The sequence below is a fragment of the Paraburkholderia sabiae genome, assembly GCF_030412785.1.
Lineage (GTDB): Bacteria > Pseudomonadota > Gammaproteobacteria > Burkholderiales > Burkholderiaceae > Paraburkholderia > Paraburkholderia sabiae.
In genome coordinates this window covers 3,628,144-3,643,069 of the sequence record NZ_CP125295.1, presented here as the reverse complement: position 1 = coordinate 3,643,069, position 14,926 = coordinate 3,628,144, and the positions used below count along the sequence as shown (strand labels likewise).

General features: G+C 63.1%; 15 protein-coding genes. 6 read left to right on the top strand and 9 right to left on the bottom strand.

Annotated features, from left to right (window positions below):
- On the bottom strand, positions 1 to 2,613 hold the full coding sequence (hpnN, locus tag QEN71_RS16410) for a hopanoid transporter HpnN (RefSeq protein ID WP_201648462.1): 2,613 nt from the start codon (positions 2,611 to 2,613) through the stop codon (positions 1 to 3).
- A 183-nt stretch (positions 2,614 to 2,796) separates the two neighbouring features.
- Here hpnN and QEN71_RS16405 point away from each other — a divergent pair, with 183 nt between their 5' ends.
- Complete coding sequence (locus tag QEN71_RS16405) at positions 2,797 to 3,402, top strand: MlaC/ttg2D family ABC transporter substrate-binding protein (protein ID WP_201648463.1); 606 nt, start codon at positions 2,797 to 2,799, stop codon at positions 3,400 to 3,402.
- 80 nt (positions 3,403 to 3,482) lie between these two features.
- On the opposite strand, the gene hpnH is transcribed toward QEN71_RS16405, so the two are convergent.
- Together hpnH and ispH are read right to left on the bottom strand one after the other, a co-directional pair.
- Positions 3,483 to 4,640, bottom strand: a complete 1,158-nt coding sequence (hpnH, locus tag QEN71_RS16400; protein WP_201648464.1) for an adenosyl-hopene transferase HpnH — start codon at positions 4,638 to 4,640, stop codon at positions 3,483 to 3,485.
- Between the two features lie 11 nt (positions 4,641 to 4,651).
- Positions 4,652 to 5,596 carry a 4-hydroxy-3-methylbut-2-enyl diphosphate reductase gene (gene ispH, locus QEN71_RS16395; protein WP_201648465.1) on the bottom strand — a complete coding sequence of 315 codons (945 nt, stop codon included), beginning with the start codon at positions 5,594 to 5,596 and terminating at the stop codon, positions 4,652 to 4,654.
- 475 nt (positions 5,597 to 6,071) lie between these two features.
- On the opposite strand from ispH, the gene QEN71_RS16390 reads away from it, so the two are divergent.
- Positions 6,072 to 7,250, top strand: coding sequence for a glycosyltransferase (locus QEN71_RS16390; protein WP_201648466.1), 1,179 nt, complete (start codon positions 6,072 to 6,074; stop codon positions 7,248 to 7,250).
- Positions 7,247 to 7,918, top strand: coding sequence for a lytic transglycosylase domain-containing protein (locus QEN71_RS16385; protein ID WP_201648467.1), 672 nt, complete (start codon positions 7,247 to 7,249; stop codon positions 7,916 to 7,918). The genes QEN71_RS16390 and QEN71_RS16385 overlap by 4 nt, the downstream gene beginning before the upstream one ends.
- 31 nt (positions 7,919 to 7,949) lie before the next feature.
- Here the strand turns inward: QEN71_RS16385 and QEN71_RS16380 are convergent, their stop codons facing one another.
- On the bottom strand, positions 7,950 to 8,480 hold the full coding sequence (locus tag QEN71_RS16380) for a hypothetical protein (protein WP_201648468.1): 531 nt from the start codon (positions 8,478 to 8,480) through the stop codon (positions 7,950 to 7,952).
- 118 nt (positions 8,481 to 8,598) lie between these two features.
- Positions 8,599 to 9,609: a hopanoid-associated sugar epimerase gene (hpnA, locus tag QEN71_RS16375; protein WP_201648469.1), complete on the bottom strand. Its 1,011-nt coding sequence runs from the start codon at positions 9,607 to 9,609 to the stop codon at positions 8,599 to 8,601.
- Positions 9,610 to 9,786: 177 nt separating this feature from the next.
- Between hpnA and QEN71_RS16370 the strand changes: the two genes are divergently transcribed.
- Positions 9,787 to 10,083, top strand: coding sequence for an acylphosphatase (locus tag QEN71_RS16370; protein ID WP_201648470.1), 297 nt, complete (start codon positions 9,787 to 9,789; stop codon positions 10,081 to 10,083).
- Positions 10,084 to 10,142: 59 nt separating this feature from the next.
- Here the strand turns inward: QEN71_RS16370 and egtD are convergent, their stop codons facing one another.
- Positions 10,143 to 11,123 carry an L-histidine N(alpha)-methyltransferase gene (gene egtD, locus QEN71_RS16365; RefSeq protein WP_201648471.1) on the bottom strand — a complete coding sequence of 327 codons (981 nt, stop codon included), beginning with the start codon at positions 11,121 to 11,123 and terminating at the stop codon, positions 10,143 to 10,145.
- A 448-nt stretch (positions 11,124 to 11,571) separates the two neighbouring features.
- Here egtD and rarD point away from each other — a divergent pair, with 448 nt between their 5' ends.
- Positions 11,572 to 12,462 (top strand): EamA family transporter RarD, encoded by an 891-nt coding sequence (gene rarD / locus QEN71_RS16360; protein ID WP_201648472.1) that lies wholly within the window; start codon positions 11,572 to 11,574, stop codon positions 12,460 to 12,462.
- Between the two features lie 2 nt (positions 12,463 to 12,464).
- On the opposite strand, the gene QEN71_RS16355 is transcribed toward rarD, so the two are convergent.
- Positions 12,465 to 13,010: an Mpo1 family 2-hydroxy fatty acid dioxygenase gene (locus QEN71_RS16355; protein WP_201648473.1), complete on the bottom strand. Its 546-nt coding sequence runs from the start codon at positions 13,008 to 13,010 to the stop codon at positions 12,465 to 12,467.
- A 91-nt stretch (positions 13,011 to 13,101) separates the two neighbouring features.
- Between QEN71_RS16355 and QEN71_RS16350 the strand changes: the two genes are divergently transcribed.
- A complete protein-coding gene (locus tag QEN71_RS16350) occupies positions 13,102 to 13,818 on the top strand; it encodes a Crp/Fnr family transcriptional regulator (protein ID WP_201648474.1) in 717 nt (238 codons plus the stop codon).
- On the opposite strand, the gene QEN71_RS16345 is transcribed toward QEN71_RS16350, so the two are convergent.
- Together QEN71_RS16345 and QEN71_RS16340 are read right to left on the bottom strand one after the other, a co-directional pair.
- On the bottom strand, positions 13,815 to 14,072 hold the full coding sequence (locus QEN71_RS16345) for a hypothetical protein (RefSeq protein ID WP_201648475.1): 258 nt from the start codon (positions 14,070 to 14,072) through the stop codon (positions 13,815 to 13,817). The two genes, QEN71_RS16350 and QEN71_RS16345, sit on opposite strands and share 4 nt — an antisense overlap.
- Entirely contained in the window at positions 14,065 to 14,823 is a 759-nt protein-coding gene (locus tag QEN71_RS16340; RefSeq protein ID WP_201648476.1) for a DNA/RNA non-specific endonuclease, read from the bottom strand. Before QEN71_RS16340 ends, QEN71_RS16345 begins: the two co-directional genes overlap by 8 nt.
- Positions 14,824 to 14,926 lie beyond the last annotated feature (103 nt).

Below are 14,926 nucleotides of genomic sequence, written 5' to 3'. Positions count from 1 at the left end.
TTATTGTTTCTTCGATGCGCGGCGAGCGCGCGGTTTACCCATCAATACCGGTTGGAATACCACAGCGCCAATCAACGTGCACAAGAGGGACAGCGCCAGCAGGCGTCCCATGCTCGATGTGCCCGGATGGTGCGACAGCCACAGGCTCCCGAACGCCGTGGCCGTAGTCGCCGCGCTGAACAGCACGGCGTGCGTGAGGCTCGATTGCAGCAGGCCCGTTTGCCCTCTGCGCCACGCCATCACGAAGTAGATCTTGAACGCGACACCGACGCCGAGCATCAACGGCAACGCAATGATATTCGCGAAATTGAGTGGCATGCCGAAGACCACGCACAACTCCAGCGTGACGACGGCCGACACCAGCAGCGGCACGAGCGTGCGCAGCACGTCGCCGAAACGGCGCAGTGTGAGCCAGAGCAGCGCGGTGATCGACAGGATCGCCCACGCGCCCGCCTGCACGAACGACTTGATGATCACGTTCGCCGAATGAAGGATCGAGATTGGCCCGCCGATCGCGCCCGGTTCCGCAGCCTTCACCGCTTTCGCGAAGTTACGTAGCATCACGTCGTCGCCGGGATCGGTGCCGGGCGGCACCTTCGGCGAGATCTCGACGAGCGCCTGGCCCGTCTTCGATACCCAGCTGTCAGCGATGTCCTTCGGCACGTTCTCGCGAGTGATTTCGGACGGCTGCAGCAAGGTTGCCAGCTGCTTCAGCGAAATCTTTAGCGGGACCGACATGGCGCGTTCGGCGCGGTCGCGCGTCGAGACGTCGGCGGCAGCGAGCTTGTTCAGCGTGTCCGACAGATGCTTCGCATCGGCGGCGCCCGGGCCGGGATGATCTTCGGCGGCGAGCGACAGCTGGTTCGCCGTGCGCTTCAGTGCGGCGACGCGTACGGCGTCGGTGGAAGGCGGCGCGGGCGTTTGCGTGAGCGCGGGCAGCAGTTGCTGCGCCGCCGACGAAATCAGCTCGAGCTTTTGCGGCTGATCGGGCGGAATGAAGGTGGTGAGCGTCGTCGTACGGCCCACTTCGGGAAGCTTCGACAGACGTGCCGCAATCTTGTCCGCATCGGAAAGAGAAGGAGCCAACGCGCGCACGTTGTTGACGGCGGCTTCGGGCGCGTCGTTCAGCGAGATCAGCGTCGCCATCGACTCCGTATGCGGATCCTTCAGATGCAGCGGATTGAAGTCGAAGCGCAGATGCAGCAGCAACGGCGATGCGCCGATGATCAGCACCGCAGTCGCGATCAGCACTGGCGTGCGGTTGCGGTCGAGGAAGTCGTCGACGGGCGCGAGGAACGTGAAGCCCGGCGACTCCGCTTCGCCCGGCGGATTGAAGACCTTGATGAGCGCGGGCAGCAGCGTCATGTTGGTCAGATACGCGACGAACATGCCGACGCCCGCGATCTTGCCCAGCTCCGACACGCCCCGATACGCGGTCGGCAGGAACGAGAAGAAGCTCTCTGCAACGGCGACGGCGGCGAGCGTCAACGGCACGCCGATGCTGTATGCCGTGTGAATCAGCGCGGCCGCGAGCCGGTCGTCGCGATTGCGCTCTTCGCGGTACTTCACCCCGAACTGCACGCCGAAGTCGACGCCGAGCCCGACGAACAGCACCATGAACGCGACGGAAATCATGTTGAGCGCATCGACCATCATCAGGCCGAGCGCGGCCGTGATGACGAGTCCGACGAACAGCGTGATGAACACAGCGACGATCAGGCGTCCCGAGCGCAGCGCAAGCCACAGGATGCCGAGCACGACGAAGAACGTGACGATGCCGTTGATCTCCGCGCCGTCCTGCACCGACGCGAACTCTTCGTCGGCGAGCGGCTGTTCGCCCGTCAGACGGATGCGCGCGCCGTATTGCGAGTCGAGATCGAGCGACGCCGCCATCTTGCGGATTTCTTCCGACGCTTTCGCGCCCGCCTGCAGCGCCTCGAAGTTCAGCTTCGGCTGGACGACAATGAACGCTCGCGCGGGCACCTTCGCCGCGTCCTTGTCGACGAGCGCGCGCCACGAGAACACGGCGGGCTCGTTGGCGAGCACGTGATCGATGACGGTCGCGCTACGCGACAGCAGATTGCTCATGTCGCCGAGCTTCACCTGGCCGATCTGCAGCGGCAGCAGCAGACTCGTCGTGAGAGTGCCGGCGAGTCCCGTCAGACTCGGATCGTGTGCAAGCTGGTTGATCAGCGGACGCGCCTTGACCAGTTGCGAAGTCGTCGATTGCACGTCGGCGAGCGATGGAAACAGCAAGCCGTTCTTCTCGAAGAACGGACCGCTGCCAGGCTGCATCACCGAATCGAACTCCGACGTTTCTTTCTGCAGTGCAGCGGCGAGCGTGTTCGCGGCGGCATCCGCGTACTCCGGCGCGCCCGCTTCGACGACGACCAGCAAGGTCTGCCCGCGATCGGGAAAGGCTTTGTCGATCTGTTGCTCAAGCGCGGACCATTGCGCATCGTTCTCGACGAGACGGCTGATGTCGGTATTGATCTTGAAGTGATGAACGACGTAGATCGCGCTCAGCACGGCGAGCACGAGCGACAGCCCGATGACCTGCAGCGGACGGCGCACCGACCAGACAACGAGGCGAACGATAGAGGACTTCAGCATGTACGCGAGCGGGGCCTTGTCACGGTTGGCGTTATTGGTAGAGGGCACAAGTATACCGACGCAGCCGCTGCACGGTCGCGTTAGTGAACCAGCGCGGCTTGTCAAAGTCTATATACTGACCCCGTAACCGCGCAGGATGCGGCCTGTCCGCGCGGGTTCACTCCTAACTGTCCCGAAGAGCGTATGAAACGTTATATCTCTGCCTTCCTGGCAGCCGCCGTGGTTTCCACCGCGGCATTCGCACAAACCGCGCCTGACGCGATCGTGAAGAGCGCAGTCGAAGGCACGGTCAACGCGATGAAGGCCGATCCGCAAGCTCGCGGCGGCGACATGAAGAAGATCACGCAGGTGGTCGAGTCGCACTTCGTGCCCGCGACGAACTTCCAGCGCACGACGCGCATCGCGGTCGGTAAAGCCTGGGCGACGGCCACGCCGGAGCAGCAGAAACAACTGTATGAGCAATTCCAGAAACTGCTCGTGGGCACGTATGCGGCGTCGCTGTCGCAACTGCGCGATCAGGACGTGAAGTTCAAGTTCGCGCCGTCGAACGCGTCGGCGGATGCGAAAGACACCGTCGTCCAGTCGCATGTGCTGAGCAACGGCGGCGACGACTCGATCGATTACCGCCTGGAAAAAACGGCGAACGGCTGGAAGATTTACGACATCAACATGATGGGCGCGTGGCTGATCCAGGTGTATCAGACGCAGTTCCAGGATCAGCTGTCGAAGGGCGGCGTCGACGGGCTCATCAAGTTCCTGACCGAGCACAACGCGCGTAGCGCGGGCTGATTCCCTCCCGGCGGCACCCAAACAAAAAGAGCGCAACGGTTTAACCGTTGCGCTCTTTTTTCATGCGGCGTCGATACGTCTTAGTTCAACGCAGCTGCCGACGTCTGCACCTTCTTGCCCGTGCCCGCGCGCTCGATCTGTTCCAGCTTGATCTCGACGTGACGCGAGAACACGTACTCGGCGGGACGCTGCTTGTCGAGCGGGATGTCCTTGGCGAATGCGCCCGTGGTACGCGCGCCTTGCAGGCTAACCTTAAGCGCCTTCAGCGGATGCGCGACCGTGTCCATCACAGCCGTCGCTTCGAAGCCGCAGTGGACCATGCAGTCCGCGCACTTCTCGTACTTGCCCGTGCCGTACTTGTCCCAGTCGGTGGTTTCCATCAGTTCCTTGAAGGTCTTCACATAACCTTCGCCGACCAGATAGCACGGCTTTTGCCAGCCGAACACCGTGCGCGCCGGGTTGCCCCACGGCGTGCATTCGTAGCTCTGGTTGCCGGCCAGGAAGTCGAGGAACAGGCTCGACTGGCTGAACGACCACTTCTTGCCGTTGTCGCCGCGCTTGAAGATTTCGCGGAACAGGTTCTTCGTCTTGTCGCGATTCAGGAAGTGCTGCTGGTCCGGGGCACGCTCATATGCATAGCCCGGCGACACCGTGATGCCGTCGACACCAATTTCGCCGACCGTGTCGAAGAACTTCGCCACGCGCTCGGGCACGGCGTCGTTGAACAGCGTGCAGTTGATGTTCACGCGGAAGCCGCGGCGCTTGGCTTCCTTGATGGCCGCGACGGCCTTGTCGTACACGCCTTCCTGCGAGACCGAGTGATCGTGCGCTTCGCGGTCGCCGTCGAGGTGCACCGACCAGACGAAGTACGGATTCGGCTCGTAATCGTCCATCTTCTTTTCCATCAGCAGCGCGTTCGTGCACAGGTACACGAACTTCTTGCGCGCCATGATGCCCTTGACGATCTCCGGCATTTCCTTGTGCAGCAGCGGCTCGCCGCCGGCGATCGACACGACGGGCGCGCCGCACTCGTCGACGGCTTCGAGGCATTCCGCCAGCGAAAGACGCTGGTTCAGGATGGGATCCGGATAGTCGATCTTGCCGCAACCATTACAAGCGAGGTTGCAGCGGAACAAAGGCTCGAGCATCAGCGCGAGCGGGTAGCGTTTGTTGCCCTTGAGGTGATTGCGCATGATGTACGCACCAACCCGGACTTTTTGTAGCATCGGAATAGACAAATCGTCCTCCTTTAAACTTCGCGTGCAGCGAGTGGTTGCGTCAGCTTCGACGGCAACTTGAATTCAACTTTTTCCTCACGTCCCGCCATCGTTGTGACGTCGACGGGGCCCAGTGCGCGTAGCGCATCGATCACGTTCTCGACCATCTCTTCAGGTGCCGACGCGCCGGCCGTGATGCCGACCGTCGTCACGTTGGCGAACCACTCCGTCTTGACTTCGGAACCGTCGGCGACGAGGTAGCTCGGCACGCCCGATTCGCTGCCGATTTCGCGCAGACGATTCGAGTTCGAGCTGTTCGTTGCGCCTACCACCAGCAGCACATCGACTTCCGAGCTGAGCTCGCGCACGGCTGCCTGACGGTTTTGCGTCGCGTAGCAGATGTCGCGCGTATCCGGACCGACGATGTCGGGGAAACGGCGCTTCAGCGCGTCGATGATGCCGCGCGTGTCGTCCACCGACAGCGTCGTCTGCGTGACGTACGCGAGCGGCGTGTCGATGGCCAGTTCCAGCTTCGCGACTTCCGCTTCGCTTTGCACGAGCATCACCGTGCCCGGAATCTGGCCGATGGTGCCTTCCACTTCGGGATGGCCCGCGTGCCCGATCAGAATCAGCGTGCGACCCCCGGCCACATACTGACGACCCTGCACATGAACCTTCGTCACCAGCGGGCAGGTGGCATCGAGCACGTCGAGACCGCGCTGCTCCGCATCGCGTTCGACACTTTGCGCGACACCGTGGGCACTGAAAATGGCAACTGCGCCCTGCGGCACTTCATCGAGTTCTTCGACGAAGCGCGCGCCTTTACGGCGAAGATTATCGACCACGTGCCGGTTGTGGACGATTTCATGACGCACGTAAACAGGTGCGCCATGTTGCTGCAAAGCGCGATCGACGATTTCGATCGCCCTTACGACTCCCGCACAAAAGCCGCGGGGTTGAGCAAGGATGACTCGCATAAGCTGGCGAACTCCGACTGACGCGGGGTTCCGGTCCAGATCGGTAAAAACGACCTGTTCGCCGCGTCTGTATATTTAGTTGATGTCTTAAATCCGACGAAAGTCGATACTTGAGACCAAACGCGCATTCTAACGCTATCGCCGTCTGTTTGCTTTTCAGGCGCACCGGAGTGTGGCGTTTGTGTGGCGGGCGTCGCGGCAAAAATGACTCGCTGCGTCGGTTGGCGGGAACCCTTAAACTACTGGGCTTTGCTGCGCCGACGCATCGCATGCGCCGTCCGGCATGTGGCAATTGAATTTTCTGCGGCGTCTTTCGTCGACGACGCATTCTTGAACGTATCGAAAACGCGGACTATCACATATTCGATAGCCGGCCAGTGCTCGATTTCCACGACTGGCGCAGCGTCGCGTGTTCTGCTGGCGCGCCGCGCCCGTCGCCGCGTCCGAAGCGCGCGGCTTCCATAGAGGGCTATGCATGATTGCGGCGGTTCTGTTTGTGTTGGCGTGTCTGTCGCTGTTGATCTGGTGTGTGCTGCTGTTCGCGCGCGGCGGTTTCTGGCGCGCGCAGCCCGCTGCGCCGCTCGCGCCCGAGGCGCGCGACGCGTGGCCCGGCGTCGCCGCCGTCGTTCCCGCGCGCAATGAAGCGGACGTGATCGCGCGGGCCGTCACCTCGTTGCTCACGCAAGAGTATCGGGGCGACTTCCACGTAATCGTCATCGACGACCACAGCACCGACGGCACCGCCGACGCCGCCCGCGCCGCCGCGCTCGCGCTTCAGTGCCCGGACCGGCTGACGGTGATCAGCGCGAAGCCGCTGCCGGCGGCCTGGTCGGGCAAGGTCTGGGCGCAGTCGCAGGGCATCGAGGCGGCGCGTTCGCTCGGCTACTCGCCGGAATACCTGCTGCTCACGGATGCCGACATCGGCCATCCGTCCGATGCGCTCACGCAACTCGTGATGCGCGCCGACGCCGAAAAGCGCGACCTCGTCTCGCTGATGGTGCGTCTGCGTTGCGATTCGTTCTGGGAAAAGGCGCTGATTCCCGCCTTCGTGTTCTTTTTCGCGAAGCTGTATCCGTTCGCGTGGGTCAACAATCCGCGCAATCGCACGGCGGGCGCGGCGGGCGGCTGCATGCTGGTGCGCCGTACGGCGCTCGAAGAAGCGGGCGGCATCGAATCGATCCGCGCCGAACTGATCGACGATTGCAGTCTCGCCGCGCGCATCAAGCATCGCGGCGAGGGCCGTCATCCCATCCGTCTCGACGTGGCGGCGCGCAGCGTCTCGCTGCGTCCGTACGACAGCTGGCGCGAAATCTGGAACATGATCGCGCGCACGGCGTTCACGCAGCTGCGCTATTCGGCGTTGTTGCTGGCGGGCACGCTGCTCGGCATGACGATCATCTATCTCGTGCCTCCCGCCGTCGCGCTTCTGCTCGGGCCGAAAGGCTGGCCGGCGTGGCTCGCGTGGGGCGCGATGTGCTGCGCCTACGCGCCGATGCTGCGCTACTACCAGCGCTCGCCGCTGTGGGCGCCGTTCCTGCCGCTCATCGCGCTGTTCTACGTCAGCGCGACGTTCGGCTCGGCCGTGCGCTACTGGCGCGGCAAGGGCGGCCAATGGAAGGCGCGCGTGCAGGCGCCCGCCGGGTCGAATCAATGAAGCGGCTGGTCTGCCTGATCGTCCTTGTGCTCAGTGTTATGCAGAATGCATCAGCCGACGATCAGACGAACCACGACCGCACCTCCGACTATCTCCGCCAGAAGTTCGGCCTCGCGAAAGAGAAGGCCGAACAGATATCGAACGCTGTGCGCGCCGCGTCGGAAAAGTACGCGCTGCCGCCCGCGCTGATTCTCGCGATCATCTCGATCGAATCGCGTTTCAAGGAAAAGGCCAAGGGCGGCAACGGCGCAACGGGGCTGATGCAGGTCGTGCCCGGCGCGCACAAACGCATGTTGAAAGACGTGAAGGATCTGACCGATCCCGAGACCAACATCGAAATCGGCTCGGCGATTCTGTACGGCTACGTGAAATCGGCGGGCGGCGATCTGAATGCCGCGTTGAAGAGCTACGGCGGATCGCAGGCGTATGCGGAGAAGGTCAACGGCCGCGTAAAGACGTTCGCGGATGTCGTGGCTACCGATGCCAGCGCAGTGCCGGGTGCCGACCAGCCGCTGCCGGCTCGCGACGGCGACTGCGATGCGCGCTATTCGTCGTTGTGTATCGGGCCCGTGGTCTACGTGAGCCCTGTGGCGGACGCCGCGAGCAGTCCGAGTGTTTCGCAGCGCGCGACCAGTCTGCTGAATTCGTTGCTGCCGCTGACGCATTGAAGACCGACGGCCGCGTGGCCGTCGCATGCGATCACTTCTGCGTCAGCATCATGTACATCTGAATGACCATGTCCGGCGAAAACTGGAACGGCACCCAGCCGTGTCCTGTATGGCGCATCACGAGCAGACGGTCGCCGTTCGACTGCTTCTGCACGGCCATCATCGGATTTTTCGTCGACACGAAACGCCAGCCTGTGGGCAGGTTCGGCGGCACTTCCGGTTCCATCGACGCACGCGCGTTCGACAGTTCCTCGAGCAGCTGAGCCAGTTGCAGCGTATGCAGCGTGACCGACTTGCCGCCGATCGACATCGTGATTTCGTTCTGGCTCGGACGCTCGATATGCAGCGTCGGCTTGTCGTCTGCGGCGTCCGCAACGTCCGCTTCGGCTTGCGGTTCGACGGGCGCAACGACGGCGGCTTCCGCAACGGCCGCCGGTTCGCCGTCCGCCTGCTTGGCGGTCGCGGCGTCGGCTTCGCGCGATGCCGCGACAGAAGCCGTCGCAGCCTGAATGAGCTGTTGGACGCCTGTTTCGAGCGCGCCAAGCTGTTCCTGAAGATTCATGCGTAGTTCTCTGGTAAGACCCGCGATTTTACCTTCTGCGCGCCGACGTGAGCTTTCGAGCCGGCATCGCGAGTTGTAACAAAGCGTGTGCAAGTCCGCGCAGAGAGGCGTCGCGCCGTCACGCTTTCAGATAGCCCGCTTCGCGGAACCAGTCGAGCGCATCGCGCAAGCCTTCGCGATACGGACGCGCCTGATAGCCGAGTTCGCGCTCCGCTTTCGCCGACGTGAAGTACATCTTGTTCTTCGACATCTTCAGGCCGTCGACGGTCACGAACGGCTCGCGCTTCGTGAACTTCGCGACCGCTTCCGCGCCGACTGCGAGCGGATATAGCGGCCAGCGCGGTAGCGCGATCGTCGGCGGCTTGCGACTGACCATGCCCGCGATATCGGCGAGCATCTGCTGCAGCGGCAGATTCTCGCCGCCCAGAATGTAGCGCTCGCCGATCTTGCCGCGTTCGAGCGCGAGAAAGTGGCCCATTGCCACGTCGTCGACATGCACGAGGTTCAGCCCCGTATCGACGAACGCGGGAATCTTGCCGAGCGCCGCCTCGACGATGATGCGGCCCGTCGGCGTCGGCTTCACGTCGCGCGGACCGATGGGCGTCGACGGATTGACGATGACAGCGGGCAGGCCGTCGTTCGCGATCATCCGTTCGACGGCGCGCTCGGCGAGCACCTTGCTGCGCTTGTAGACGCCGATCGCCTGATCCGGCGTCATCGGTGAAGTTTCGTCGACGGAGGCGCCCGAGCCCGTGACCTTCAACGTCGCGACGCTGCTCGTGTACACGACGCGCTCCACGCCTTCCTTCAGCGCTGCGCGCATCGTCGCTTCCGTGCCTTCGAGATTCGCGCGCTCGATTTCGTGCGGGTCGGGCGCCCACAGCCGGTAATCGGCGGCGACGTGCAGCAGATAGCGCGCGCCGCGCATTGCCGCACGCATCGACGCCTCGTCGCGCATGTCGCCGACCGCGATTTCCGCATCGAGCGATTCGACGTTGCGGCGCGGGCTGGTCGGACGCACTAGCACGCGCACCGCAAAGCCCTTTTGCTGCGCGATGCGCGCGACGGCCGAGCCGACGAAACCGGATGCACCGGTGACGAGTACGAGGTCGCGAGTCTGATCGGTCATTGCGTGGCGTTCGATGATTTGCAGAGGTCGGAATTGTACGTGCTGCGCGTTAAGGCCGTGATTGTCCCGCGGTGCGCGCGATGCTCGCCCGCATCCAGGCCAAAGCGGAACGCAGCAAGCAAAGCGCGCGTGGCGCGACTAGAATGCCCGCGTAAACGCATAGAAGGAGGTGAGAGCATGTCCGGCACGGATCTCGATTCGCGTATGGAAACGTACTACGTGCGGGTGCGCGGCATGGTGCAGGGCGTCGGCTTTCGTCACGCGACGGTGCGCCAGGCGCATGCGCTAGGTATCCGGGGATGGGTGGCGAACCTGGAAGACGGTTCCGTCGAAGCCATGTTGCAAGGGCCGGCGAACCAGCTCGACCGGATGCTGTCGTGGCTGCGTCACGGGCCGCCGACGGCGCGCGTGACGGAAGTCACGCACGAAGAGCGCGCCAGTGACAAGCGCTACGAGCGCTTTCAGCAGCAGTAAAACGGCACACAAAAAAGCGCGCGGCTCGAGTCCGCGCGCTTTTTATGTCATGAAGGCGCTCAACGCGCCACCAGCAGACTTTCCGCAAAACCCCAATCGCGCTCGAGCCATTGATGGCTGCATGTGAAGCCCGCATCGTCGGCGATCGCATGCAATTCTTCCGCACGATACTTGTGGCTGCTCTCCGTCCAGATCGTCTCGCCTTCGCGCAGTTCGACCGTCAGCTGCGCCGCGCGCACCTGCGCTTTCACGTTGCGCTTCGCGCGCAGATGCATCTCGATGCTGCGCACGTCCGGATTGAAGCGCGCGACGTGTTCGAAGGCATCCAGCGGGAAATCGCCGTCCAGTTCGCGATTGATGCGTGCGAGCAGGTTCAGGTTGAACGCAGCCGTTACGCCGATCGGATCGTCGTACGCTGAAATCAGTACGGGCACTGGCTTTTCGAGGTCGGTGCCGAGCAACAGCGCGTCGCCGGGCGCGAGCATGTTGCGGATATCGCGCAGAAAACGCGTGGCCGCGAGCCGTCCGAAATTGCCGATCGTGCTGCCGAGAAACAGCACGAGCAGCGGCTCGTCGCTGGCGCGGCGCTTGCTCACTTCGGCCAGCCCCGCGAGATAGTCGCGTTCGTAGCCGACGATCGAAATGCGTTCGATATCGCCGAGTTCACGGCGACATAATTGCAAAGCGGTGCGCGAAATTTCAATCGGGCAGTAAGAAGTGGGGCGCTTTTTACAGAGCGCTTCGAGGATGCGGCGCGTCTTGCGGCCGCTGCCGCTGCCCAGTTCCGCGACGATCGCGTTGTGCGGCAACTGCGCGACGATGTCGCCCGCGTGTTGCGCGAGCAGGCGTTCTTCGGCGCGTGTGACGCCGTATTCGGGCAGCGCGGTGATCACCTCGAACAGCGCTGAACCGACTTCGTCGTACAGATACTTCGACGGCAATTCCTTCTGGGGCTGCTTGCTGAGGCCAGCGCGAACGGCGGCGGCGAATTCCGGCGATACGTCGTGCGACAGGTGATGCGATACGGCTGGCTGAGTCATGTTGGCTCCGTGTTGTCTCGTTCCAGTGATGGCTTGCGGACTGCGGAAGAGCGAATGCGTTGGAGTGAGTGGACCGGCGTGCGTTCAGCGAACCAAGCGTGAGCGCATTCGATGACCGGCGCGTGTCTGCGTTCGTGTGCGTCGCGTGCACAGAAGCATATTGAAAGCCGCTGACGCGGCTTCGAGCGGTACATAGAAGCAAGAAACAGGCTTGTGTTTCCGCAGACGACCCGCCTACGATTCGCCGACGACATGCGGCGTGGAGATGGAGTTAGTTTTTATAGTGCATCGAACGTGGATATGCACGGACGCAATCTGGCCGAAAAGTGCGAGTGAGTCGCACATACCCTAGAATGCGCGCTTCACGCGGCACGGCCTCGCTCGCACCGGAGCGCGCCGGCGTCGCGCAGTTAAAACAAGACTTAACAATGAACGAGACTTCCCGCCGATGAACGCTTATCAACCGGGGCGCGGCATCGCGTTATCCGTGTGCGCATCGACGCTCTTCGCCCTGATGTCCGTGTACGCGAAACTGCTCGCGCCGCTGACGGGGCTCGATATCTTCGCGTGGCGCGTGATCTGGACCGTGCCGGGCGCTTTCACGCTGATTGCCGTCCGCTCGCGTCTGCCGCAATTGCAGGCGCTATTGCAGCGCGTGCTTCGCGAGCCGCGCACCGCACTGCTGCTGGTCGCCAGCGCGATATTGCTAGGCGCGCAGTTGTGGGTGTTCCTGTGGGCGCCGCTGCATGGGCGGATGCTCGAAGTGTCGCTGGGCTACTTTCTGTTGCCGCTGTCGATGGTGCTGCTCGGGCGTTTCTACTATCACGAGCGGCTCGAACCGTTGCAGTGGCTCGCCGTGGCGTGCGCGGCCGTGGGCGTGCTGCACGAACTGTGGGTGACGCGTGCGTTTTCCTGGCCGACGCTGCTGGTCGCGGTCGGCTATCCGCCGTACTTCGTGTTGCGGCGCAAGATGAACGCCGATTCGCTGACGGCCTTTGCGCTCGAAATGTCGCTGATGCTGCCGTTCGCACTCGCAATGGTGTTCAGCGGCGGCTCGCTCGCGCTGCTGTCGGGCCGCATCGATATGTGGCTGTTGCTGTTGCCGGGACTCGGCGCACTGAGCACGATTGCGCTCGCGACGTATCTGAAAGCGAGCCGTCTGCTGCCGATGGCGCTGTTCGGCATCCTCGGTTATGTGGAGCCGGTGTTGCTGGTGATCGTATCCGTGACGCTGCTCGGCGAAACGCTGACGGCGCAGCAGCTTGGCACTTATGTGCCGATCTGGATCGCCGTCGGGCTGACGGCGTTGCATAGCGCGAGGCTGCTCGCGCCGCGTTGAACTCAGGAGCGATGCCGCGTGACGCCATGCGCGGCATCGACATGCGTGGGGCCGACTTTCGCTTCGATCGCCTCGCGCAACGCGGGCCGCCAGCCGAACGCAAACAGCGTTTCGGCGAGCACGAACAGCGGGCCGATCAGCAGGCCGATCACATCGTCGACGAAGGCGGGCTTGCGGTGCTCGTAGGCGACGTGTCCCACGAACTGGAACGCCCAGCCGACCACGAACAGGCCGATGCCCGATGCGAGCCACGTCAACGTCGGTTGTGCGGCGAGCCATGCGCCGCACGCCACGCATGCCAGCGACACGACGCACATCATCAGACCGAGCGGCACGTCGAGCACGAAGTAGTAGATCACGCTGAGGCCGAACAGCACCCACGCAGGCGACAGCGCGAATGGCAACGAGTCGGGCGTCCACGCGGGCCGGCTCAGCAGCACGGCGAGCGCGAGCACGATCATCGGAATGCCGATGAAATGCGTCGCGATGTTGCGCCGGTCGCGATGATAGGCTGCGTATTGCGCGAGCTGGTCGGTGAGCGTTCTCATGGATGCCGTTCCTCGTCGAAAGTCATCATAATCGCGGGCGGCGCGCTGCGACACTTTCGGCTAGCCGACAATTCGAACCATTCAGGCTCTCATGACATTCGCTATTCCGTCGTCTGAACTTGCGGAACTGCTCGATCGCAGCGCGTGGTTTCGCTCGGCGCCGGACGCGTTGCGCATGCAACTGATCGAAACGGGACGCACGCGGCGGCTGCCAGCGGGCCAGCGCCTCTTCAATCGCGGCGATGCCGATGACGGCTTCTATTGTGTGCTCGATGGATTGATGCGGATCGGCTCGGCGAGCGTGGACGGCAAGGAAGCGTTGCTCGCGGTGATCGAACCGGTGAACTGGTTCGGCGAGATCGCGTTGTTCGACGGCCAGACGCGCACACACGACGCATATGCCGAGCGCGATACGCTGCTGTTTCACGTGCCGCGCGCGGCGCTCACGGCGCTGCTCGAACGCACGCCGGCGTTCTGGCATGCGTTCGGTCTGCTGCTCACGCACAAGCTGCGGCTCGCGTTCGATGCAATCGAAGAAGCCGCGTTGCTGCCCGCCGCACAACGCGTCGCGCGGCGTCTGCTGCTGATGGCGGGCGGATATGGCGGCGGCGATGCAGGTGCGCTGCGAAGCGTGCTGAAAGTGCCGCAGGAAGATCTCGCGATGATGCTCGCGCTGTCGCGTCAAACCACGAACCAGATTCTCAAACAGTTCGAGACGCAGGGCGCGCTCGCGCTGCGCTATGCGGAGATCGAGATCGTCGATGCAGCGAAGCTGCGCGCGTTCGCTGCATCGAATGGCGTGCGCTAGAACGGATTGTCGACCACACCCGGCTTCGCGTCGGGCTCTTCCTTGACCTGCTCCGGCAATGTCGGCTCGGCCTGAAGCGCGGCGACGATGCTGTCGAGCGCTTCCTTCAGCGCGAGCGCCGCTTTCAATCCGCGCTTGTCCTTCGTGATGTCGAGCGTGCCATTGAGCACCACGCGCGTGGTGCCGTTCGACACCGTCAGCGCGTCGCCCTGGATGTTGAGCACGTCGTCGTCGTTCGAATAGGCTTTAAACACCTTTCAGTCCTCCCGGATGCTGGTCCTTGAGATTTTCCGGAATGCCCGGAAAGCGGATGCCGCTCATCGCTTCGAGTTCATGCACCGACTTCACTTCGTAGCTGTTGGTGGCCACGTTGTCCGCGACGATCGCGAACGCCAGTTTCTTCGACGGCACGTAGACGACCTTGAACAGCTGTGTCGGCACGAACACGCGCGTCGGTCCGATGGTCTGCAACTGCGAGCCGATGAACATCGGGCCGGTGACGACGTACGTGTCGTCGTATTTGACGGCGATCTTGCGCACGGCCGTTTCGAGGCGCGACCACAGGCGCTGGTTGTTCTCGCGATTCTGCGGCACGATGTTCGCAAGCGAGAACGATTGTGCCATCGCATCGGGATTCCATCGATTGCCAGCCGGGCTCATATGACCGCGATCGAAACCGCTGCGCTTGTAGTCGGCGAGCGTCGCGCCTTCGCCTTCCGGCAAGCGCGCGTCTTCGAAAAACTTGTTGGTGCGCGTCATGTCTTTCGCGGCCTCGATGTGATCGCGCGTCAGATGCTCGGCGGACCATAGCGGACCATGCGTGATGCCCGAATGCAGAACGGCGAAATCCGAGTAGCACAGCATGCGCGACTTCGGCGTCATCTTCGCGTTCGTCAGCACGGGCCATTGGGCGTTGGGCGTGAAATCCGTGCATGACGTTGCCGCCCATGCGTGACCCGTGCAACTCGCGGCCACGATAAGCAGGCTGACTAACCACTTCTTCATAGATGGGAAAAGCGAATGGAGGGGGTCGCAAGTATAGCCGTGCGACCTATGCACGATGCAAGGGCTTACATCGCGTTACGTGCGAGGTGTGATGCGGCGATCG

Coding starts and splice junctions, on each gene's coding strand:
- QEN71_RS16355 (WP_201648473.1), bottom strand. CDS start 13,010: ATGAGAACGCTCACCGACCAGCTCGCGCAATACGCAGCCTATCATCGC.
- egtD (WP_201648471.1), bottom strand. CDS start 11,123: ATGACTCAGCCAGCCGTATCGCATCACCTGTCGCACGACGTATCGCCG.
- QEN71_RS16405 (WP_201648463.1), top strand. CDS start 2,797: ATGAAACGTTATATCTCTGCCTTCCTGGCAGCCGCCGTGGTTTCCACC.
- QEN71_RS16390 (WP_201648466.1), top strand. CDS start 6,072: ATGATTGCGGCGGTTCTGTTTGTGTTGGCGTGTCTGTCGCTGTTGATC.
- QEN71_RS16370 (WP_201648470.1), top strand. CDS start 9,787: ATGTCCGGCACGGATCTCGATTCGCGTATGGAAACGTACTACGTGCGG.
- rarD (WP_201648472.1), top strand. CDS start 11,572: ATGAACGCTTATCAACCGGGGCGCGGCATCGCGTTATCCGTGTGCGCA.
- QEN71_RS16380 (WP_201648468.1), bottom strand. CDS start 8,480: ATGAATCTTCAGGAACAGCTTGGCGCGCTCGAAACAGGCGTCCAACAG.
- ispH (WP_201648465.1), bottom strand. CDS start 5,596: ATGCGAGTCATCCTTGCTCAACCCCGCGGCTTTTGTGCGGGAGTCGTA.
- hpnN (WP_201648462.1), bottom strand. CDS start 2,613: ATGCTGAAGTCCTCTATCGTTCGCCTCGTTGTCTGGTCGGTGCGCCGT.
- hpnA (WP_201648469.1), bottom strand. CDS start 9,609: ATGACCGATCAGACTCGCGACCTCGTACTCGTCACCGGTGCATCCGGT.
- QEN71_RS16385 (WP_201648467.1), top strand. CDS start 7,247: ATGAAGCGGCTGGTCTGCCTGATCGTCCTTGTGCTCAGTGTTATGCAG.
- QEN71_RS16350 (WP_201648474.1), top strand. CDS start 13,102: ATGACATTCGCTATTCCGTCGTCTGAACTTGCGGAACTGCTCGATCGC.
- QEN71_RS16340 (WP_201648476.1), bottom strand. CDS start 14,823: ATGAAGAAGTGGTTAGTCAGCCTGCTTATCGTGGCCGCGAGTTGCACG.